This is a genomic window from Pantoea sp. sgz302252, assembly GCF_042610525.1.
In the GTDB taxonomy this organism is placed as follows: Bacteria; Pseudomonadota; Gammaproteobacteria; order Enterobacterales; family Enterobacteriaceae; genus Erwinia.
In genome coordinates, this window is the sequence record NZ_JBHDVM010000017.1 from 66,632 (window position 1) to 86,167 (window position 19,536).

The 19,536-nt window shown below is 51.7% G+C and carries 18 protein-coding genes; 2 read left to right on the forward strand and 16 right to left on the reverse strand.

The window, feature by feature from the left end:
• Positions 1 to 108 precede the first annotated feature (108 nt).
• The 6 genes from ACETPC_RS22030 to ACETPC_RS22055 form a co-directional block, all read right to left on the reverse strand.
• A complete protein-coding gene (locus ACETPC_RS22030; RefSeq protein ID WP_380184605.1) occupies positions 109 to 882 on the reverse strand; it encodes a TatD family hydrolase in 774 nt (257 codons plus the stop codon).
• Entirely contained in the window at positions 879 to 1,898 is a 1,020-nt protein-coding gene (locus ACETPC_RS22035; RefSeq protein WP_380184606.1) for a patatin family protein, read from the reverse strand. The genes ACETPC_RS22030 and ACETPC_RS22035 overlap by 4 nt, the downstream gene beginning before the upstream one ends.
• 202 nt (positions 1,899 to 2,100) lie before the next feature.
• Positions 2,101 to 2,262: a DUF1328 domain-containing protein gene (locus ACETPC_RS22040; RefSeq protein ID WP_071995405.1), complete on the reverse strand. Its 162-nt coding sequence runs from the start codon at positions 2,260 to 2,262 to the stop codon at positions 2,101 to 2,103.
• A gap of 110 nt (positions 2,263 to 2,372) precedes the next feature.
• Positions 2,373 to 2,984 (reverse strand): molecular chaperone OsmY, encoded by a 612-nt coding sequence (gene osmY, locus ACETPC_RS22045; protein ID WP_380184607.1) that lies wholly within the window; start codon positions 2,982 to 2,984, stop codon positions 2,373 to 2,375.
• Between the two features lie 549 nt (positions 2,985 to 3,533).
• A complete protein-coding gene (gene prfC, locus ACETPC_RS22050) occupies positions 3,534 to 5,123 on the reverse strand; it encodes a peptide chain release factor 3 (protein WP_380184608.1) in 1,590 nt (529 codons plus the stop codon).
• 61 nt (positions 5,124 to 5,184) lie between these two features.
• Positions 5,185 to 5,319, reverse strand: a complete 135-nt coding sequence (locus tag ACETPC_RS22055; RefSeq protein ID WP_380184609.1) for a hypothetical protein — start codon at positions 5,317 to 5,319, stop codon at positions 5,185 to 5,187.
• A gap of 40 nt (positions 5,320 to 5,359) precedes the next feature.
• On the opposite strand from ACETPC_RS22055, the gene ACETPC_RS22060 reads away from it, so the two are divergent.
• Entirely contained in the window at positions 5,360 to 5,545 is a 186-nt protein-coding gene (locus tag ACETPC_RS22060) for a hypothetical protein (RefSeq protein ID WP_380184610.1), read from the forward strand.
• Between the two features lie 896 nt (positions 5,546 to 6,441).
• On the opposite strand, the gene ACETPC_RS22065 is transcribed toward ACETPC_RS22060, so the two are convergent.
• Positions 6,442 to 7,074 (reverse strand): DNA-3-methyladenine glycosylase I, encoded by a 633-nt coding sequence (locus ACETPC_RS22065; RefSeq protein ID WP_380184611.1) that lies wholly within the window; start codon positions 7,072 to 7,074, stop codon positions 6,442 to 6,444.
• A 200-nt stretch (positions 7,075 to 7,274) separates the two neighbouring features.
• Here ACETPC_RS22065 and yghU point away from each other — a divergent pair, with 200 nt between their 5' ends.
• Positions 7,275 to 8,141 (forward strand): glutathione-dependent disulfide-bond oxidoreductase, encoded by an 867-nt coding sequence (gene yghU / locus ACETPC_RS22070; protein WP_380184612.1) that lies wholly within the window; start codon positions 7,275 to 7,277, stop codon positions 8,139 to 8,141.
• Between the two features lie 186 nt (positions 8,142 to 8,327).
• Here the strand turns inward: yghU and ACETPC_RS22075 are convergent, their stop codons facing one another.
• The 9 genes from ACETPC_RS22075 to ACETPC_RS22115 form a co-directional block, all read right to left on the reverse strand.
• Positions 8,328 to 8,888 carry a helix-turn-helix transcriptional regulator gene (locus tag ACETPC_RS22075; RefSeq protein WP_380184613.1) on the reverse strand — a complete coding sequence of 187 codons (561 nt, stop codon included), beginning with the start codon at positions 8,886 to 8,888 and terminating at the stop codon, positions 8,328 to 8,330.
• Positions 8,889 to 8,952: 64 nt separating this feature from the next.
• Positions 8,953 to 9,198 carry a hypothetical protein gene (locus ACETPC_RS22080; protein WP_380184614.1) on the reverse strand — a complete coding sequence of 82 codons (246 nt, stop codon included), beginning with the start codon at positions 9,196 to 9,198 and terminating at the stop codon, positions 8,953 to 8,955.
• A 521-nt stretch (positions 9,199 to 9,719) separates the two neighbouring features.
• Positions 9,720 to 10,712 (reverse strand): ADP-ribosylarginine hydrolase Tri1, encoded by a 993-nt coding sequence (gene tri1, locus ACETPC_RS22085; RefSeq protein ID WP_380184615.1) that lies wholly within the window; start codon positions 10,710 to 10,712, stop codon positions 9,720 to 9,722.
• 464 nt (positions 10,713 to 11,176) lie between these two features.
• On the reverse strand, positions 11,177 to 11,464 hold the full coding sequence (locus ACETPC_RS22090) for an RHS domain-containing protein (RefSeq protein WP_380184616.1): 288 nt from the start codon (positions 11,462 to 11,464) through the stop codon (positions 11,177 to 11,179).
• A gap of 849 nt (positions 11,465 to 12,313) precedes the next feature.
• Positions 12,314 to 12,652, reverse strand: coding sequence for a hypothetical protein (locus ACETPC_RS22095; RefSeq protein WP_380184617.1), 339 nt, complete (start codon positions 12,650 to 12,652; stop codon positions 12,314 to 12,316).
• Positions 12,642 to 17,012, reverse strand: coding sequence for an RHS repeat-associated core domain-containing protein (locus ACETPC_RS22100; RefSeq protein ID WP_380184618.1), 4,371 nt, complete (start codon positions 17,010 to 17,012; stop codon positions 12,642 to 12,644). Before ACETPC_RS22100 ends, ACETPC_RS22095 begins: the two co-directional genes overlap by 11 nt.
• A 3-nt stretch (positions 17,013 to 17,015) precedes the next feature.
• Positions 17,016 to 17,450, reverse strand: a complete 435-nt coding sequence (locus ACETPC_RS22105; RefSeq protein WP_380184619.1) for a DcrB-related protein — start codon at positions 17,448 to 17,450, stop codon at positions 17,016 to 17,018.
• Positions 17,451 to 17,627: 177 nt separating this feature from the next.
• Positions 17,628 to 18,173, reverse strand: a complete 546-nt coding sequence (locus tag ACETPC_RS22110) for a hypothetical protein (protein ID WP_380184620.1) — start codon at positions 18,171 to 18,173, stop codon at positions 17,628 to 17,630.
• Positions 18,174 to 18,210: 37 nt separating this feature from the next.
• Positions 18,211 to 19,536 (reverse strand): glucosaminidase domain-containing protein (locus ACETPC_RS22115; RefSeq protein WP_380184621.1); only part of this gene is annotated, 1,326 nt, incomplete at its 5' end.

Below are 19,536 nucleotides of genomic sequence, written 5' to 3' on the forward strand. Positions count from 1 at the left end.
GGGACGGCAGCAGATTTTCAGGATTTTGCCTGGGAAAGGCCTGTGAAGAGTGAAGGAGGGAAAGCGGCTACTGATGCGGGCGGGCATAGCCGCTTTCAGTTAAGAAAATCAGATACCAAACAGCCTGCGGGTATTTTCCCGAATGGTTTCGGCGATCTCCTGCGGCGATTCATCCCGAATTTCGCACAGGCTCTGCCAGACGTTTTTGATCCTTTCGGGCCGATTAGGCTGCCCCTGGAATCCCTGCACTGGCATATCGGGCGAATCGGTTTCCAGCAGCAGCGAGGTTAACGGCAGCCGGGCGATCGCATTGCGGGTTTTGCTGGCCCGCTCATAGGTAATAGTGCCGCCGACGCCAATGGCGAAGCCTTCGCGGATAAAAGCCTGCGCCTGCTGCTCGCTACCGGCAAAACCGTGGACAACGCCGCGCGCGGGCAAATCACGCTTTCGCAGCAGCATCGCCAGCTTGTCATGCGTACGGCGCGAATGCAGGATCACCGGCAAATCGAAGTCTCTTGCCAGCCTTAGCTGCGCATCCAGCACCGCCTGCTGCTTATCGAACTGAGGATCCTCGATATAGAGATCTAAACCTATTTCGCCTATGGCCACCAGCTTGGGCGAGCGCTGCTGCAAACAAACTGCAAGCTGCTGCAAATGCGCTTCCTGATGCTGAGCAATCGCCATGGGATGCGTGCCCAGCGCCGCATATAAAGGCTCATATTTTTCCGCCAGCGACAGCACACCGGCAAAGCGATCTGCCGCAACGCCGACGGCAATGATCTTCTCTACGCCCGCTTCCGCTGCAAGGCGCAGGCTTTCCGCTTCGTTATTGCAGAAAGGCTCGAAATCAAAGTGACAGTGCGTATCGACAAAAGCGGTCATGCCAGCGATCCCTCAGGAAAATTATCATCATTGCTCGCCAGCGGAATTATCGCCGGTTCGTTGGCGGCTGGTGCAGCCGGAATGACCAGCGCTTCGTTATGCAGCCACTGCCCTATTGTAGCCAGGAAATAGCGGCCGCAGCGGCGGCCCAAATGATAATCCTGATTCAGCGAGGTGATGCGGCTGCCGAGCGCCATGCTTGCCAGCGCGCGCGGCGGAGAAATCTCAATAATATTCAGATCGCCCGGCGGCTCGTTAATAAACTGCTGCGTCTGCCGGTAGCTTTCCTCATGAAGATGCATAATTTTAACCAGCGGCTGAAGCGCGCCTTTTTCCAGCCAGGGCTCAATGCGCTTCAGCCATTGTGGCGTATAGGTCATTTGCGAAGGTACAGTACGGATCACCACAATGGTATTTGCGCCACGACGCGCAGCTTCACGTACCGGAACGGCATCGCTGATGCCGCCATCAAGATAGCTGATGCCGTCCAAATCGACGCCGGGCCGATACATGCCGGGAATGGCGCTGGAAGCTTTGATTATATTCAGCCAGTTTTCTGCCGAGGGGGCAAAGTAACCGGGCGTATAGTCATCGCTGCGGCAGGCGCACATATAAAACTCGCGGCCTTCAGCAAACGCTTTTTCGCCTGCCGCCATCGCCAGCGGAAACTCTTTGGCGGTTGTCTCCACCAGCCAGTCCAGGTCGATCAGATGGCCGCCGCGCACAAAGCGCAGCGGACTAAAGAATAGCTTGCTGGTGGTATAACGCGTAATAACCCGCCTGGCATAACCGGGCTGCTTGCAGATAAAAGCAGAGAGGTTTTGCGCGCCAGCGGAAGTGCCAATCAGCAGATCAAAAGGATTAAAATCGGCCCGCTGAAACTCGTCCAGCACGCCAGCGGTAAAAATGCCGCGCTGACCACCGCCTTCGCACACCAGCGCGAGCTTTCCCGGATAAAAAGGCGTTAATGCCAGCGGAGCTATATTGCCGAGCGTAATTGGAATGTGTGTGCCCACCGTACTCTCCTCTGAGAACTGCAATGTAATGAGGATACGCTTAGGTTATCGGCAGGATTTGGCGCTTGTTGCGGCAGTTATCAATAAAATGTAGCGAAACGTGACGAGGGAAGGGGATCGGAGAATGAAGCTACTGCCGACGGGCCTTACAGCCCGCCGCAGCTTTTCAGACGGCAGCGCGCGGCCACCGAAGGAGCAGGTTCTATAATTTCTTCCGGCCGGTAAACAGGCTGATCAGGAAGATAATGATACCGACAACAAAGACGATTTTCGCCGCCCATGCCGCTGTACCAGCCAGACCACCAAAGCCTAAAGCGGCGGCGATCAGTGCGATAACCAGAAAGATAATACCCCAACGAAACATAAGCCTCTCCTTACCCTATATTAAAATCGAACATCATCTGTTATTGATTTCGGCCTGAGTTCAGCATAACTACGGCGCTGCCGCGGGCTGGCCAGCCCGCGACGGTATTACTACTTAACGGTCAGATCGTTTTTCACGCTCTTCACGCCTTCAATCGCTTTAGCAATGCCTTCAGCACGATCGGACTGCGCTTTGGTTTTTACTGTCCCGGAGAGCTGAACCACGCCGTTAGTGGTTTCAACTTTCACGTTGCGTGACGGCACGATGTCGTCCGCTAACAGTTTAGCTTTAATTTCGCTGGTTGTTGCTGCATCACCGGCATAGCCGCTAACGCTACTTTTAGTGCTGTCTTTTACGTGCAGTTTGTCACTGACGGATTTTACGCCCTCAACTTTTTTCGCTTCGGATACGGCCAGTTCTGCCTGATCCTGAGAAGCGACAAAACCACTCAGCGTGACAACGCCTTCATGAGTTTTGACTGAGATATCCGTACTTTTAATAGCTTCGTTATCGACCAGGGCTGCTTTCACCTTGGCGGTCACGCCGCTGTCATCCATGTATCCACCGACTTTTTTCATAGAGCTATCGATTTTAGAACCCGCGCTGTCGGTGGTGGACTGTACCTTCGGCGTAGTGGTGTCTTCTGCCATTGCAGCGCCACTTACCAGTGCAGAACCTACCAGAGCAGCCATCAGAGTTTTAGCAATCTTAGTCTTGTTCATCGATCTCTTCCTTCTTTGGTTGATGCACCCACAACTGTGAGCTTTCAGTCACAAACGGCGTGACTGCAGTAATCAGGTCTTGTAGCAACCGCGCCACATATTTTGCGTCCTGTTGAAATAAATATAGACGCTGATCTGAATTTCGCTGCTCTTTGTGGTTGATATGGCGGATAAATGGTCAAAAGCGGATTTTTTTAAGATGAGTCTGTAAGAAAGGAATAAGGCGCATGGGGAGCAAAAAAAGCGGCGCCCGAAGCGCCGCCTGAGACAGCTGACAAACCCCTGGTCGCGTTTAAATCAGTGACAGAGCAGCAGAGGCAGATCGGAACACGGACACGCCGTAAATACTTCCATGTAGGCTCGGTTGGCGCGTCCATGCGCCAAACGGTCCGCTTATCCGCTCGGCCTCTGCTGCTATAAAGCTTCTGCGTAGCTATAGAAAAAAGCCAGGATCCAGAAGCGGTTTAGGTTTGTCATCAATCTCAAACGGCGCCTGAAGCGCCGCCTGAAAACAGTCTGTGATGCCCAGGCGGCCTTGCCGCACTGGTTTTAGTGCTCGCGCGTTTTGCGGAACACTACATCCGGATAGCGTTCCTGAGTAATGTTCAGGTTCACCATTGTTGGCGCGATGTAGGTCAGGTTATCGCCGCCGTCCAGCGCCAGGTTAACTTCGTTTTTACGCTGGAATTCGTCGAATTTCTTCACGTCGCTGCACTCTACCCAACGGGCGGTAGAGACGTTGACCGACTCGTAAATGGCCTCGACGTTGTATTCGCTTTTCAGGCGCGCTACAACCACATCAAACTGCAGCACGCCGACCGCGCCCACAATCAGATCGTTATTGTGCACAGGACGGAATACCTGCACCGCGCCCTCTTCCGACAGCTGTACCAGCCCTTTCAGCAACTGCTTTTGCTTAAGCGGATCGCGCAGGCGAATACGGCGGAACAGCTCCGGCGCGAAGTTCGGAATACCGGTGAACTTCATGTTCTCGCCCTGGGTAAAGGTATCGCCGATCTGAATAGTGCCGTGGTTATGCAGGCCGATAATATCGCCCGGATAAGCTTCCTCAACGTGAGAACGGTCGCCAGCCATAAAGGTTAACGCATCCGCAATAACGACATCTTTGCCCAGGCGAACCTGGCGCAGCTTCATGCCTTTCTCATATTTGCCGGAAACTACGCGCAGGAAAGCCACGCGGTCACGGTGTTTCGGATCCATATTCGCCTGAATTTTGAAGACGAAGCCGGTGAATTTCTCATCCGCTGCGGTAACGGTACGGGTATCGGTTTCGCGCGGCATTGGCGACGGCGCCCACTCCACCAGGCCATCCAGCATATGATCTACGCCGAAGTTACCCAGCGCGGTACCAAAGAACACCGGTGTCAGTTGGCCGTTCAGGAAAGCTTCTTTATCAAACTCGTGCGAAGCGCCCTGCACCAGCTCCAGCTCTTCACGCAGCTGGGCCGCCAGCTCTTCGCCGATGGCCGCATCCAGCTCTGGATTATCCAGCCCTTTTACCACGCGCACTTCCTGAATGGTGTGGCCTTTGCCGGACTGATAGAGATAGGTTTCGTTTTTATAAAGGTGGTAAACACCTTTAAACAGCTTGCCGCAGCCGATAGGCCAGGTGATAGGCGCGCAGGCGATTTTCAGCTCGCTCTCTACCTCATCCAGCACTTCCATTGGATCGCGGATATCACGGTCCAGCTTGTTCATAAAAGTCAGGATCGGCGTATCGCGCAGACGGGTAACTTCCATCAGCTTGCGGGTACGATCCTCAACGCCTTTCGCGGCGTCGATCACCATCAGGCAGCAGTCTACCGCCGTTAACGTGCGGTAGGTATCTTCCGAGAAGTCTTCGTGTCCCGGCGTATCCAGCAGATTGACCAGGCTATCGCGATAGGGGAACTGCATCACGGAAGTTGTAATTGAGATACCGCGCTGCTTTTCCATCTCCATCCAGTCCGATTTGGCATGCTGGCTGGAGCCGCGGCCTTTGACCGTACCGGCCGTCTGAATAGCCTGTCCGAACAGCAGGACTTTTTCGGTGATGGTGGTTTTACCGGCATCCGGGTGCGAGATAATGGCAAAAGTGCGGCGACGGGCCACCTCTTGCATAAAAGGTGCATTTGACATGAAAAAACTCTGTTTGGTGCTGTGCCGCCGCTGCGCAGAGTGCTCAGGAAAACACAGGCGATTAATCATCAATGGCCGGCATTTTCGCCGATTCGGACGCCATACACAATCCACAACGGCGTTTGCCAGGCGGAAATGGCAGAAAGGCCGCAAAGCCCGGCGCATTGACCACATTATTGCCGTTGTTTTGCGGCATAGATTCCACTTTCAGCCATTGAGAAAAGCAGAATGCGGGCATGAAAAAATGGGCTAAGGATAACCAGCAGAAACAAAAAAACCGCCGTAATGGCGGTTCTTTTGTGCTGGCCAGGTTAGCGGCCTTGCCAGCAGGGCTTCGTTATAAAACTAACGCAAGCGCATCCCGTAACAGACATTTTGAGCTGCTTGATATAAAGAGTCAAGTGCCCACAGCGATCAATTAATGTACAATTTTAGCGGGCCTTTTCGCCGTGTAGCAGCGGGCGCCGGATTCAGGGAAGGATCTCCAACGGCCGTAAACGCAGGCGCATCCCGGTGCTTGCATTCACGGTGGCGTCTCCGGCGATGTCGCCGTGAAGCGGTCTGTGCAAGGACCGCATAATGAAAAGGTACATCTGTATCATTATCGTTGTAGCTGGTGCGCTATTGGCTGCCGGGAAAGGATCGTGGAACATTTCCCACAATGCCATCACGGTAAATATTAACGCAGCAGGCAAGTAAGCTGGAAACCGTCCCGCAAGGGGCGGTTTTCTTTGGGCATGTTCAGTTTTGTCCGGCAGGTATATTTAGTTAATCAGGCGTAATGACGCTTTTTTCTGGCGAAGGCTGGAGAACAAATGAAGCATAATAGCCCGGGCAGCGATAGCGGGCAAAAACAAAAAAACCGCCGTAATGGCGGTTCTTTTGTGCTGGCCAGGTTAAGCGGCCTTGCCAGCAGGGCTTCGTTATAAATTTAACGCAAGCACGACCTCGTGAACACATTTTGAGCAATTTATTATTCACTGTCAAGTATTTTGCCGGCAGGCTTTATACAATGTTCGCGGGCCTTTTCGCTGCCTTAAGCAAGCAGGCGCCGGATTCAGAGAAGGATTTCCAGTGGCCGTAAACGCAGGCACGACCTCGTGCTTGCATTCACGGTGGCGTCTCCGGCGATGTCGCCGTGAAGCGGTCTGTGCAAGGACCGCACAATGAAAAGGTACATTTGTATCATTATCGTTGTAACTGGTGCGCTACTGGCTGCCGGAAAGGGATCGTGGAACATCTCCCACAATGCCATCACGGTACATATTAACGCAGCAGGCAAGTAAGCTAGAAACCGTCCCGCAAGGGGCGGTTTTCCTCAGGATTGCCGCTCCTGTTCTCGCTTCGGGCGGCACTCGCAGCCGGTCAGATGATCGTTAACCAGCCCGAGCGCCTGCATCAGTGAATAGGTCGTTACCGGCCCAACCCACGACCAGCCGCGTTTTTTCAACGCCTGCGACATCTTTATCGCCTCTGGCGAGGTTTTGGTTTGCTGCCAGTACGCCAGATCGATAATGGCCGGGCGGTCTTCCGGCGGCGGCGCAAATTGCCAGAACCAATCCGCCAGCGAGCCAGCCTCTTCGACCAGCTCAATGGCCCGCTGCGCATTATTGATAGTTGAAAGGATCTTGGCCCGGTTGCGTACGATACTTTTATCCGCCATCAGCCTGGCGACCTCTTCATCTCCAAACTTCGCTACCTGATAAAAATCGAAATCGGCAAAAGCGCGGCGGAAGTTTTCGCGCTTGTCATAAATCAGCCGCCATGACATGCCGGAATGAAACCCTTCAAGACAAACTTTTTCGAACAGGCGGCGATCGTTCCTGACTGGTTTACCCCATTCATTATCGTGATAGTCCGGCATCGACGGCTGCCAGTAACAGCAGATGCGGCCGTCCTGCGTTAAAGTCAGCCCGGCCTGCTGTAACTTAGCCTGGTCATGCTTAGCCATTTCTCTCTCCTTGCGGAACTCTCTGAATTAACAGCCCGATAGCTCTTTCCTGGTAAACGCCCTTGCGGCGGCGGTGCTATATCTGACATCAGATGTAACAACCGCTTTTGGTGACAGGCAGCAATCGACGCTATTTTTAGACCATTAACGGCGAGAAGTCAGTTCCGTTTCGCTATCCAACCTTATAAAGGGAAAATTCTATGAGCAGCAGCGACTATCAGCCAGCTAAAGTCTGGACCGAGAACAAAAACGCAGGCGGCACCTGGGGCAGTATTAATCGTCCAACCGCTGGCGCGCGCCATGAGGCTATTTTGCCTACGGGCAAACATCCTTTACAGCTTTACTCTATGGGTACGCCTAACGGCCAGAAAGTCACGATCCTGCTGGAAGAGCTGCTGGCGCTGAACGTTAACGATGCCGAATACGATGCGCATCTGATTCGTATTGGCGACAGCGATCAGTTTTCTTCCGGCTTTGTGGAAGTGAACCCGAACTCTAAAATCCCGGCGCTGCTGGATACCTCCACAACGCCGCCGACCCGCGTATTTGAGTCCGGCGCTATCCTGCTTTATCTGGCAGAAAAATATGGTCACTTTTTACCGAAGGATCCGGCAGGCCGTACCGAGACGCTGAACTGGCTATTCTGGCTGCAGGGTTCCGCGCCTTACCTTGGCGGCGGCTTCGGCCACTTTTATAATTATGCGCCGGTAAAAATCGAATACGCTATTGACCGCTTTACTATGGAAGCTAAGCGACAGTTAGATCTGCTGGATCGTCAGCTGGCGGACAACCGCTATATTGCTGGCGATGATTACACCATTGCCGATATCGCCATCTGGCCGTGGTATGGCGCACTGGTAAAAGGACAGCTCTATAATGCTGCCGAGTTCCTGGATGCCGCTTCTTACCAGAACCTACAGCGCTGGGCCGATGAAATCGCACAGCGCCCTGCCGTACAGCGCGGCCGCATTGTTAACCGCACCTGGGGCGAGCCGGAAGAACAGCTGCACGAGCGTCACGACGCTTCTGATTTTGAGCTGCGTACCGAGGACAAGCTGGCGAAATAACCGCTGGCCTAATAAGCGTTCCGCCCGAAATCAGCATGCAGTAGCAATAATACGGCTTCTTAACGGAAGCCGTTTTAAAGCGTATAACAGACAAATTTGCTGCTCCGACACAATCAAGCCAGGCCTTCACCATGCGGCTACGCTAAAAACAGGCAAAAAGCTGGTGGAAAAATAGCTTTGCGTGATTTAAAGACTTACGACCCTTTTGCAGGGCGCCTCCAGCATTGCCACACGCCTGGCTATCTCTTCTTTTTCTTTGCAGGCGCGGAGGCGCAGCGCCAGGTTCCAGCGGCTTAGCTCTTTGGCATTTTCGACCAGGCCTGAGTCGGCTGCAATGCGGCCACAACCTTCCAGCCATTCGGCCACTTCTGCCCACTCCCAAAGCGGAGACTGGCCGGTGATACGCTGAATAGGGCCAGGAAAGTCGCCCTTACCGCGAGCGCCATCTTTTAACATGGTGATTGCCTGCCGCGACAGATTCGACATAGCGGCGATATCGCTCAGGCCAACCAGCGTGGCATCGACTGATTCCACGCGAGCGCCAATGCCGGCGCTTTCGATATCGTAAATAGCGGAACTGATAGCCGCGTTCAGTGAAGAGGCTTCCCGCTCGAACTCCAGGTAAATAGCTTTGCCATAGTAGCTTAACAGGGCATCATCACAGCCTGCTTTAAACAGCGCCTCTTCGTGACCTTGCGTATCCAGAGTGATACCGGATACGGTTAACGTGAAGTTATAAATTGCCATAAGTCTTTTACCCTTGTGATAAATAAAGGCGGCGGCACCGCCTTTAGTCACTAAAGGCCCACTCTTATGCATCGCTTTCGCCATCCTGCCGTGGCTGGCACTTCTTTATGGCTCTCAGGATCTGCTTTGCAAACCGTTCAGGGTCTTTAGGTGTCGACCAGATGCTATGCATATGCTCGGTATGTCCGGGGATACCGCACCGGATTTTGCAGAAGGGATGCGCCTGACCGCCGCACTCAACCACAAACCAACCGTTAGCAACTGCATAATCGATAGCCGCCTGAATCTCCTTGTGAGGATGCTTTTTCATTCGCCTCCGATTGCGTTAAAGATAACCAAACCGTGAACATCCGTCAACAAAAAGCGTATTCTTCTTCTTTATGGATCAGGCGTCACGTTCCTTTTGCGGCCTGGCCTTAGAACAGGTAGCCCCTGTTAACTGGCAATAGATTGACTGTCCCGAGGAATAACGTGCCGCAGGCGCAGTGTACAATAGTTACGAGTGAATATTTTTATGGTTAAGTAATCAATTCAGATATTGCGAGACGCATTCCATTTTATTAGTTATCGCTTGCCTGTAAAAATATAAATACCAGCCCAGAAATGTATTGGAATTATCGAGCTTATAAATAATTACCATTGAAAATTAACCAGCCCTTTCAATAGCAGACAATTTCTACTCGGAGTTGCTTCTGGAAGAGTGAGGAGAAATAATTAACGTAATTTAGCATTAATTACATTATATAAAGGTAAAATAACCGCAAACTACGCTTCCAGACTATTTTACCGAAAATCAATTTTTTGCTGCCTAATAAAAAATTATATTGTTATCTAATCATATTCCGGCGCTCGCTTAAATAACTCATTCGCCATAGTAGCGATGCGAGGTTCCTCTGTTAACCTGTCGCGCCATACCTGTGGTATGCCAGAATAGCCATATAGCGCGCCGGCAACCTGGCCCGCTGTGGCTGCGACACTGTCGGCATCATCGGCAAGGTTTGCCGCCAACAAAATGGCGTCCCGAAAGTTATCCGTATGCCAGACAGCCCATAAGGCGGCTTCCAGTGTATCGATGACATAGCCACTGGAACGTATTTGTTCGCGGCTTTTCTTCTTATAGCTTCCGCCATTGATTTGGGCGGCTTTAGTACCAAGCGGACAATCATGCGGCGACAGCGCCTGCTCTTTTAGCGCGCCGTTAAGCAATTTATGCAGGATAGTTCCCAGCAAGCGACAGCAGTCCAGCGATTCGGCCGCGCCGTGGGTCGCTTTGCCTTGCTGCTCGGCATCATAAAGCGTATGCAGCAGAGAATGACGTTGAAAAATAGCCGCAGGAGCCAGACGAATAATAGCCGCATTGCCCGCTGTACCAGGATCGGTATTGCCGAACCATCCAGCGCCGTGCTGCAGATATTGTTCTAACGCATAGCGGGTAGCGCTGCCAATATCGAAACAGACGCCCGTAACGCTGTTTACACCGTGGCGATACCAGTTAACCATACGATTGCGAAAATCGCTCAGTTCGAGGCGATCCTGGTAAAGATAAGTTTCAGCCAGGCAAAGTGCCATCGTTGTGTCATCAGTCCAGTCGCCAGCCCTTAGCGCAAACGGCCCGCCGCCAACCATATCGGTCACAAAATGCTGGTCGCGGGGAAGGAATTCTAACGTGGTGCCAACGGCATCCCCAACCGCCAGACCGATTAATGTTCCCTGAGCGCGATCGCGCAGAAGCTCTGCTGCGGCGTCTGAGCGGAACGATGTCAGCCAGAATGGCAAATCTGTATCGCCGCTTAGCCAGAGTTGGTAGTCGATTAGCTCGCTCATTATTAGTAGCTCTCTGAATTAGGAATTATCGCGCAAAATCGTCAGCGCGTTCAGCAGTCATTTTGAGGTAATAGCCTGGGCTCACAATAGCGGCCAGTATCCTTCTGCTTGCTGCGAAGCAAAAGCACCGCAATTTTCATCCCTGAACATTACCCATGAAACGCAGGACGCTAACAAAATTTTTTAAACGTTACCGCCTGTTCCTGCCAGGTATTTTATCATGTTCATTAAGACGTTACCCCTGCATTTCCTCTTCAACTGAAATATAGGTTTGAATAGCTGAGACAATGCCCTTTGCTGCATCCATGCATTTATTTTCGGCTATTTTATGATTTTGAATGAAAGACGCTTATTGGCAGTTTCGTAGCTAATCCAGCGTTCGTTACCGCCCTTGTCTACGCTGCCGGAATCGTAAGCGGCTGTCAGTTGGCTTTTATAGTAGCCTGTCTTAATGCCGCGTTGGCTCAGGATTGCGGGCGAATCGATAACAATTTGGGCGATCGGATAAGCTTATAGTAAGGCCCGCTCAGCCGCTCTTCCCGCAGCAGTTTGCCCCACGCGCTGTTGTGGCCGTGCCAGCAGAGGTTGCCCTCCTTATCGGTCAGCCGCTCCGGCATGCCGTTGGGATGGCAGTGATACCACAGGATTTCCGGCTCCTTCACTCCCCTGATCTGCGCCAGCGGCTCGTAGCCTTGCTGGTCGGTATAAACCCAAGTCAGCGGGCTGCCATACCAGATCTCCTGCAATCTCATGAAAACACGTTAACTTCCCACAAAAATTTACCGTAGACATTAAAGATAGTTAAATTAATTTGATTAGCTTAGTCCTTAAATCTATTTCTACCCTAATTCAGAATTTTTCATTACAATTTAGAATTGAAGGAAAACATCTCCATCAAATATCTTTTTGTTCCCCAATCTAAACTTGTGGAACATACCAGTCATAATGTATACCGTCTATAAACTGTGTATAGAGTATTTTACGGTCAAAATCTATAGACAAATAAGGAAACAGGTCATAGCCATCCCACCATGATACCTTCTCCTATGACCTGGGATAAAACTCATCAGAAATATCCCCCCTTTTTAAAAGAAATACTTCTGCAATGACTTTTTCAATAAATATTTAACAGTTACTCTCATTTAAAATAGCAATATCGTATCTTTGCTGATGATAATTATAATGATAAACATTATGCCCACCATTTAAAAAAACATCAGATCAATGAACTCTGCAAAGCATACACATTTCTTTGAAAGATGGCACCCAATATACAATATATATTATCCTTTCCATTTATTATAATAAGGCAATCAATATTTTTATTTTTATACATTTCAATCTCTTTATTTTACTACCTCCAACCCTCTACAAAAAATACTTAATTAAATCACCCCGACTTAACTTACGTTTTTCTTTAGGCTAGTTCATTTATACAATAAATATATACCAAAATATTTACAGATAATTTTTAAATACATTTTTAATAGCGAGAACCGGCTTTAAATTGGGTGCATGGCAGTGAGTCTCAAAACTAAATGTGCTGATAATTCATTTGAAAAAATGCAATTAATAGATTAATAAATTATCAGCATTAACTATCAACGTTCAGGGAAAGGAAAAATATAATCCTTGAATGAATGATCATTTGAGGGATCATATTCATTGCCCTGCTCCAGAGCATATCTCTTTTTTTTATCGAGTATAAATTTTTCATTAGCAATATTTCTTTTAGCATAAAAACCTTTGGAAATATTACTTAAATCATCAAGTTCAAATATTTTGTATAGCGCACTATTAATTAATGGGCTGCCTGCATATAATAATGAAGATGTTTCTTCACATTCGAACTTTAAATATAAGATTGATTTTTTTAAAGCATTTAGCTCTGCCTGACTTAACGTTAAAATTTTATCCTCTTTATATGCATCATTTTCCACAGCGATTTCCTCTTAATTTTATCTGCTCTTGCAATGTAGCAAGCCTTTTTTCATATGGGTAATGTGCGATAATACTATAAGGGTTTTTTCCTGCATATATCACATCATTCAATTTAACCTTCCCAGAATGAATATATTCTAAATCAGAGCTTTGCCTAATATTATTCATCTGTAGATCGTCTACTTTGAATATGATAGCATATTCCCCTCTCCCGTCATGCGATTTATTGTTAATTAGTAAGTTCCTTGAGACATCCTCTGAAGACATTAATAAATCAGTAATATAAACTTTACCGCTACCATTCGGGTTAAGAGTTTTAGTATTCATTATACCTTCCAAACCTTTTTTATCGGTGTAATGAATAAATATATTCTCACCGCTCAACCCCAGCGGATCAACCCAGCCCAGCGCATTAGGCGCATACTGGTACAGATTTAACCCGCCTGCCAGCCCTATCGGGTCCGGCTGCGTAAAGCGCCCGCAGTCCGGATCATAGTACCTGAACAGGTTGTAATGCAAACCCGTTTCCCGGTCCAGATACTGCCCCTGCATCCGCAGGTTATCCGTATAGTGTGGCCCGCTCAGCCGCTCTTCCCGCAGCAGCTTGCCCCACGCGCTGTTATGGCCGTGCCAGCAGAGGTTGCCCTCCTTATCGGTCAGCCGCTCCGGCATGCCGTTGGGATGGCAGTGATACCACAGGATTTCCGGATCCTTTACTCCCCTGATCTGCGCCAGCGGCTCGTAACCGTGCTGGTCGGTATAGACCCAGGTCAGCGGGCTGCCATACCGGATCTCCTGCAGCAGCCGCAGCCCTTCCCACACAAAATACGTGGTCTCCGGCTTGCCCGGCTCTTCGCCCGCCCGGCTGCGGCGGCTGGTTTTGCTGATGCGCCTGCCCAGCGGGTCGTAGCGGAAGCTGACCTGCGTTTGCGCACCGTACCGCGCCTCGCGCACCACCTGGCTGAGCCGGTGCTCGCCGTCGTAGCTGAAGCGCCAGCGTTCGCCGTTGTATCTTTTTTCCACCGTGCGGCCGTGTACGTCATAGCGGTACTCCGCACCGTTCAGCTTTGTCACGCGGTTGTGACTGACGGCCTCCGGGCTGTCGTCCAGCGGATTTGAGGCCGCGTCCCACTGCCACCATTCGTGGTTCGTCTGCACGCCTTCCTGCTTCAGCAGGCGGCCCGATGCGTCGTACTGCCAGTGCCGCCAGCGGAAAGGGTTGTCGTCATGCTCTTCGCGGATAAGGTTGTTGCGGTGATCGTAACCCCAGCGGCGCGACCACTCGCGCGGCGCGGGGCGCTGGCGGGTGCCGGTAAACACGTCGCGCTGGCGCAGGCGGCCCAGCCGGTCATAAGAGACGCGGCTGATTAGCCCGCCCTGCGTGCGGCTGGTTTCGCGGTGCAAATTATCGCGGCTGAAATCGGTAACCGGCAGGTTATCCAGCGCGATGCTCAGCAGATGCCCGCTGCCGTAGTAAAAATTACGCAGCCTGCGTCCGTCCGGCAGCGTGGTGGCGGTGCGGTTACCCAGCGCGTCCCATTCGTATGCCACCGTGCCCTGCTCGCCGGTTTCTGAAACCAGCCTGCCCTGTTTATCCCAGCTAAACTCCAGCAGCTGCTCCGCCTGCGCGGTAACGTGGCTCTCATCCAGTGCCGGATGAAACGCCGCCTTCAGCATCTGGCCGACGGCGGACCAGGCAAAGCGGGTTTCGCCATCGGGCGAGCGCCTGCCGGTGACCAGCCCGCGCGCGTCGTAGCGGTAGAAGTGGCTGATCGCGTCGGCAGTCCCGGCGGCAAAAATACGCTCTGCCACGCGGCCAACGGCATCGTAGCCGTAGCGGGTCGCCACGCCGTCCAGGCCGCGCTCTTCCAGCAGCAGGGAATCCGCTCCCCAACTGAAACCGTAGCGCTCGCCGTTTTCGTTAATTAACCCCGTCAGGCGGCTGCGATGGTCATACTCGCGCCGCACCTCGCCGCCCTGCGGGTTTTGGGTGGCGACCAGCCTGCCCGCCTCGTCGTAGCGGAAATGGCTTTTTTTGCCATCCGCCGTGCGGTGCGTCATCGGCAGGCCATCTTCGCTCCAGTAAATTTTCTCTTCCCACTCTTCCGGGCGCGTCAGGGTAACGGGGCGGCCAGCAGCGTCATGGCTATAGTGCGTCTCTTCGCCGTCCGGGGCTATCTCCGTCAGCAGCCAGCCCAGCGCGTGATAGCGATAGCGGGTGGTGAAGCCGGAACAGTCCGTGGCGGCAGTGACCTGGCCCGCTTCATTGTACTCATATTTACTGACGCCGCCTGCCGCATCGATACGGCGGATAACCTGCCCGAATTCGTCGCGTTCAAGCTGCTCGCTGACTTCGGTGCCGACCAGCACTTTTGCCAGCCCATAGTGTTCGTCGTAAAGAAAACGGGTGCTGGAACCATCTGCCTCATGCACGCTGATCGGTAGCGCTCGTGTCTCCAGCCACAGCGTGGCGCGAACGTTGCCGCAGGCGTCTTCCTGCTCGACCAGGTTACCGGCTTCGTCATAGCGAAACTTTGTGGCCTGCCCAAGCGGATCGACGGCGAGCGTCAGCTGCTGGTTTTTATCCCATTCATAGCGCCACTCTTCGCCGCGCTCGTCAATATAGCGCGTAACCAGCGACTGTTTATTCCAGTAATGCAGATGCTCATAGCCATCGCCGTGCTTAACCGAGGTCAGGCCTTTATCCAGATCGTAATGGATAGTGCTGCTGTCGCCAGCGCTGGTGCGGGTCGCCACTACTCGCCAGTCGTCAAATTGCTGCCAGCGGTATTCGCTAAGCATACCGCCCGGCAAACGGTGGCTGCTCATCAATCCCTGTTCGTTATATGTGAATTCACGCGTTACCACGCCAGCGGCATCTTTTACCTGAGCCAGCTGGCCGGACTCGCTATAGGCATAGGTCATTAGCGGCAGCATTGTTGCGCCGTCAAACTGGGCAAGCGCCGTTACGCGCTGCGGGAAACGAAGATCCTTATAGATCAGGCGTAGATCTATTGCGCAAGGCTCATCATAAATGCGGATCGGCCGACTTTGATCGTCATAGTGGATCTCCAGCCTGTTGCCGTACTCATCGCTAAGCGAAGTCAGCATCAGCCGTGCCGGGTCGCTGCGCACGGGCCGGTAAAGCCGCCAGACGCTGCCGTCTTCGTCGGCAATGGCCAGCTCGCCGCCCGGTCCGCTGCGAAAAATTAGACCATCGGCCGGGCTATATAGCGGTTCGTTTTCCGGCGGAAAAGCAAAGCGCAGCTCGCGGCCAAATTCGTCAAACCACAGGCAGTTGTCGTTTTCTCTTTCTACCCGCGTATCGAAGATGGTCGTCCAGCCGCGCCCGAACGGGCCATCCAGCATGGAACGGCTGTTGTAGTTACGCTGCCAGCGCAGCGGAAAGCGGCCCGGCAGACTGAAATCCAGATCGTTATCGTCGTTCAATACCTTTACGCCTGTGGCAGCGTGAACCGGATTAGAGGAGGAAAAAACCGCGTTAACCAGCATATCCGCGCCCATGCCGCCGAGCGCACCCGCGACCATACAGGGCATATTTTTAAATACTTCTCCCGGACGGCCACGCAGCAGCGGTAACAGCATCATTGCCAGCGCCAGTCCCGGCGTTTTGCCGCTTTTGATTTCACGCACCACTACGCTACTGCCACCGATAATGACATCCGGCGAAACCGTATCCGCCACGGTCGCCTCGCAGGTAGAGCGATCGCCTGCGCGGATAGCGGGCTGCCCGTTGATCAGTACGGAAGAAGAACCCTCCGCCATAAATTGTGGCCCGGAATGCTTATCGCAAAGCACGGTATCCTGCTGCGTGGGATTAGCGTTAGCAATGGGCGAGGCTACCGTAGGCTGCCAGAAAGCGTTAGCTATCTGTCCAACGCTGCCCAATAGTTCACGGCCGTAATCCAGAAAGCTCAGGGGCGACTGGCTTTCTGGCACCGTAGCCGCTGGCGGCAGCAGTTCAGCCGCCGCCCGCGCCGCCATCTTGCTGTTGGTGAGCACGTTTGACGAGCCGCTGGTAATTTTGCCGCTGACCGAAGGGGGAAAAAGAAAGTCGCCAACGCTGGCGGCGGCGTGGGAGATTTTATCGCTGGCGCCAGCCATATTCGCCAGCAGGCCACCGATAATACCGCTAAGCACGCAGCTTGTGCTTACTGCCGTCAATCCGGCGGCTACCGCGCCAGCACCAGCCAGCGGCGCGGCCACCGTTGCCGCAACGCCTACCGCAGCGCCAAGAGCGGCATAGACTGCGCCTTCCGCTACTATGCTGGTGATATCGGCGAATATACTGGAGTGGATCAGATCGTCACCCATACGGGCAGCAGGTTTGTTACTCATTTGTCAGGCATCCTGTCCGGTACCGATACTGCTTTTCAGCGCTTCCCAGCGCACTTCGTCTTCTGCATTAAACGGGCGAAGCGCGGAAAAAGTAAAGACCATTAATACCGGCTTATCCGCTACCTGTATAGCCAACTGGTGTTGATGCAGTTGCTGCCCGTTGCGCTCAAACTGGCTGCTGACCTGCACGCCGCGAATATGCTGGTTTTTACCCACGCTGACACGCACAAATTCTGACTGCTGTAGTTTTGTCATCTGCGCGCGCATGCTGTCCCATTGACGATGAAACTCCTGTTCAAAGTCGCTATTTTCAGGGATCGCGCCACGGCTGATAATCACCGTAATGCCGCTGGCTTCATCCCTTAATATATTCATGCTGTTATCCAGCCATTCTTCGCCAGGCAGCGAAAAGGATCCTTCATTCAGATGATATTGCATTGAAAAACCTGTGATAAATCGTGAAACGGCCTCGTTTTAAGCCATTAAAAAGAGAGGTATTGGACATTGATAAAAGAGCTGTGCGGGCAAAGCTGGCTTTAAATTTCAAGCCAGACATTTACCCTATCTTTCAGCAATATTAATCAGTAACAGGAAGCTGCTGTAAGCGGTTGAACCTTAGTTATCCATCCGGAATACCATGATAATATGACTAACTTTATTATCTTCAATCTGAAATGAGATACGCTTATCAAAAGTGTCATAGCTTAGCCAGCGTTCGTCATCGCTATCGTCAAGGGTTCCTGGACCATAGGAAGCAAGCAATTTATTTATACTGTCACCTGTTTTGACTCCCCGACTGGTCACTATTTCAGAAGAATCCAGACTAATTTGAGTAACAATGTAAGAATCAACACTACGATTTTGCTTGTCCCAAAGAAAATTTGAGCTATAAACAGAATAACCAGCATAGTTATGCTGCCAGAACTTATAGCTGCTATCGCCGAAAGGGACTTCCCCAACGAACTGGCTGCTGATTTCTTTGCCGCTGAATTGCATTGTTTTGTCATTCCACACATCGCCTAACGCCAGACTATGATCAGAAATCACAACGGTAAAATCAGTAGCGGTCAGAGGGGAAGCGTTTTTCGTTTCCTGTATATTAGTTGGCACGGCAGCAACCGTAAATGGCGAAGTAAATGTAACCAACACCGCACCCAACATTAACGTTCTCTTTAGTAGATAAAGCATATTTATCCTGTTAGTTAAATTTGGGAATATCGTATGATAGATTTGCATTCGGAAAGCTATCGAATATTTTCTTAATACTTTTAGTTTGTGCTACAGCCCAGTTAATATCAGTAGCGTACTGGTGTGTCCCTGGTGCAGCTGGATTCCATCTCATTTTGTAAAGGGTATTTTGACCGCCGCCATTTACAAACTTATCTGAAATCCATTTTGCCCCACCTTCAATCGCTTTCTCTGGCGATGTCCATCCCTGTTTAAAAGCATATTGTGCACCAGTACTTACCGCTTTTCCATCAAGTGCGCCAATGCCATACATGTTGTAGACTTTTGTACCATTAACCATGACACCTTGCGCAAGCTCGCTTGTCCCGTTACCTGTTTCAAGGGCTGAGTGTGCAGCAAGATAAGCCTCATTGATATTGTATTTTTTCGCAGCGTCTAAATAGGTTTGAGCATGTCCTTCAAGCGTACCTTTACCTTTAAGGAAGTCAGACATGTCAGCGTCACTGATACCGGAAGATGCTGAGAGATCAACAAACTGATACTTATCCGTTCCTGTTGAATGATTTTCAGGGTCGACAAAGTTTTTTATTTCCGTTTCATTTGCCGCAACAAAACCTTTTTTCGTCCATTTAACCGGCGTTGCTTTTAAGTTGTGCTGCTTTTTCACCATATCATCAACAGAATAGTTATAGCCCGTTTTATGATCGGATGTATCAGCTACTGGCAAAGCTTGCGCCTCACCCTGCTTACTTCCCTTTTTTGCCGGGAACAGCGCCTCCACGGCACTATGGATATCTTTTTTATGATCCTTACCGGGTGCAGCGGTCGCCGCGCCTGTACCGTCATTCAGGTTTAGCTTACCTTTACTGGTATTAATATAGCCATCGCCTTCAACGAAAATATTAAACCCCTTTCCGATCATGTTTATCTGTCCTGCCGCCGTCAGTTCGATGGCGCTTTCGCCGCAGACCAGGCGTAACGCCGTTCCGGACGCCAGTACATATTCATCCACGGCCGCAGCGGTTTTTTTGTTGCCAGCCAGCACTGTTTCGTCAACTTTTACGCCGTGCAGGCGGCTGGCCTCGACCCGATGATTTTCATTTTCACCCACATAGTGGCTGTGATTTTTCCCCACCACATGCGTGGCATCCGCCTTGACGTGCGTATCCATATTCTTCTGCGCCTGGATCCACACCTGCTCTTCGCCCGCCCGGTCTTCAAAGCGCAGCGCGTTCGCGTTGTCCGGCGTGCCGTCCTTCGAGCGGCTTAAAAAGCCCATCTGCGTCGCCGCCGCCGGCAGCGACCACGGCGGCATGTTCGCCTCGTTGTAGACGCG

Excerpts from the sequence above, each read along its gene's own strand:
- tri1 (WP_380184615.1), bottom strand. The coding sequence starts at position 10,712 with ATGAGCGAGCTAATCGACTACCAACTCTGGCTAAGCGGCGATACAGAT.
- ACETPC_RS22105 (WP_380184619.1), bottom strand. The coding sequence starts at position 17,450 with ATGCAATATCATCTGAATGAAGGATCCTTTTCGCTGCCTGGCGAAGAA.
- ACETPC_RS22065 (WP_380184611.1), bottom strand. The coding sequence starts at position 7,074 with ATGGCTAAGCATGACCAGGCTAAGTTACAGCAGGCCGGGCTGACTTTA.
- ACETPC_RS22100 (WP_380184618.1), bottom strand. The coding sequence starts at position 17,012 with ATGAGTAACAAACCTGCTGCCCGTATGGGTGACGATCTGATCCACTCC.
- prfC (WP_380184608.1), bottom strand. The coding sequence starts at position 5,123 with ATGTCAAATGCACCTTTTATGCAAGAGGTGGCCCGTCGCCGCACTTTT.
- ACETPC_RS22060 (WP_380184610.1), top strand. The coding sequence starts at position 5,360 with ATGAAAAAATGGGCTAAGGATAACCAGCAGAAACAAAAAAACCGCCGT.
- ACETPC_RS22110 (WP_380184620.1), bottom strand. The coding sequence starts at position 18,173 with ATGTTGGGTGCGGTGTTGGTTACATTTACTTCGCCATTTACGGTTGCT.
- ACETPC_RS22090 (WP_380184616.1), bottom strand. The coding sequence starts at position 11,464 with ATGAGATTGCAGGAGATCTGGTATGGCAGCCCGCTGACTTGGGTTTAT.
- ACETPC_RS22075 (WP_380184613.1), bottom strand. The coding sequence starts at position 8,888 with ATGGCAATTTATAACTTCACGTTAACCGTATCCGGTATCACTCTGGAT.
- yghU (WP_380184612.1), top strand. The coding sequence starts at position 7,275 with ATGAGCAGCAGCGACTATCAGCCAGCTAAAGTCTGGACCGAGAACAAA.
- osmY (WP_380184607.1), bottom strand. The coding sequence starts at position 2,984 with ATGAACAAGACTAAGATTGCTAAAACTCTGATGGCTGCTCTGGTAGGT.
- ACETPC_RS22080 (WP_380184614.1), bottom strand. The coding sequence starts at position 9,198 with ATGAAAAAGCATCCTCACAAGGAGATTCAGGCGGCTATCGATTATGCA.
- ACETPC_RS22040 (WP_071995405.1), bottom strand. The coding sequence starts at position 2,262 with ATGTTTCGTTGGGGTATTATCTTTCTGGTTATCGCACTGATCGCCGCC.
- ACETPC_RS22055 (WP_380184609.1), bottom strand. The coding sequence starts at position 5,319 with ATGCCGCAAAACAACGGCAATAATGTGGTCAATGCGCCGGGCTTTGCG.
- ACETPC_RS22030 (WP_380184605.1), bottom strand. The coding sequence starts at position 882 with ATGACCGCTTTTGTCGATACGCACTGTCACTTTGATTTCGAGCCTTTC.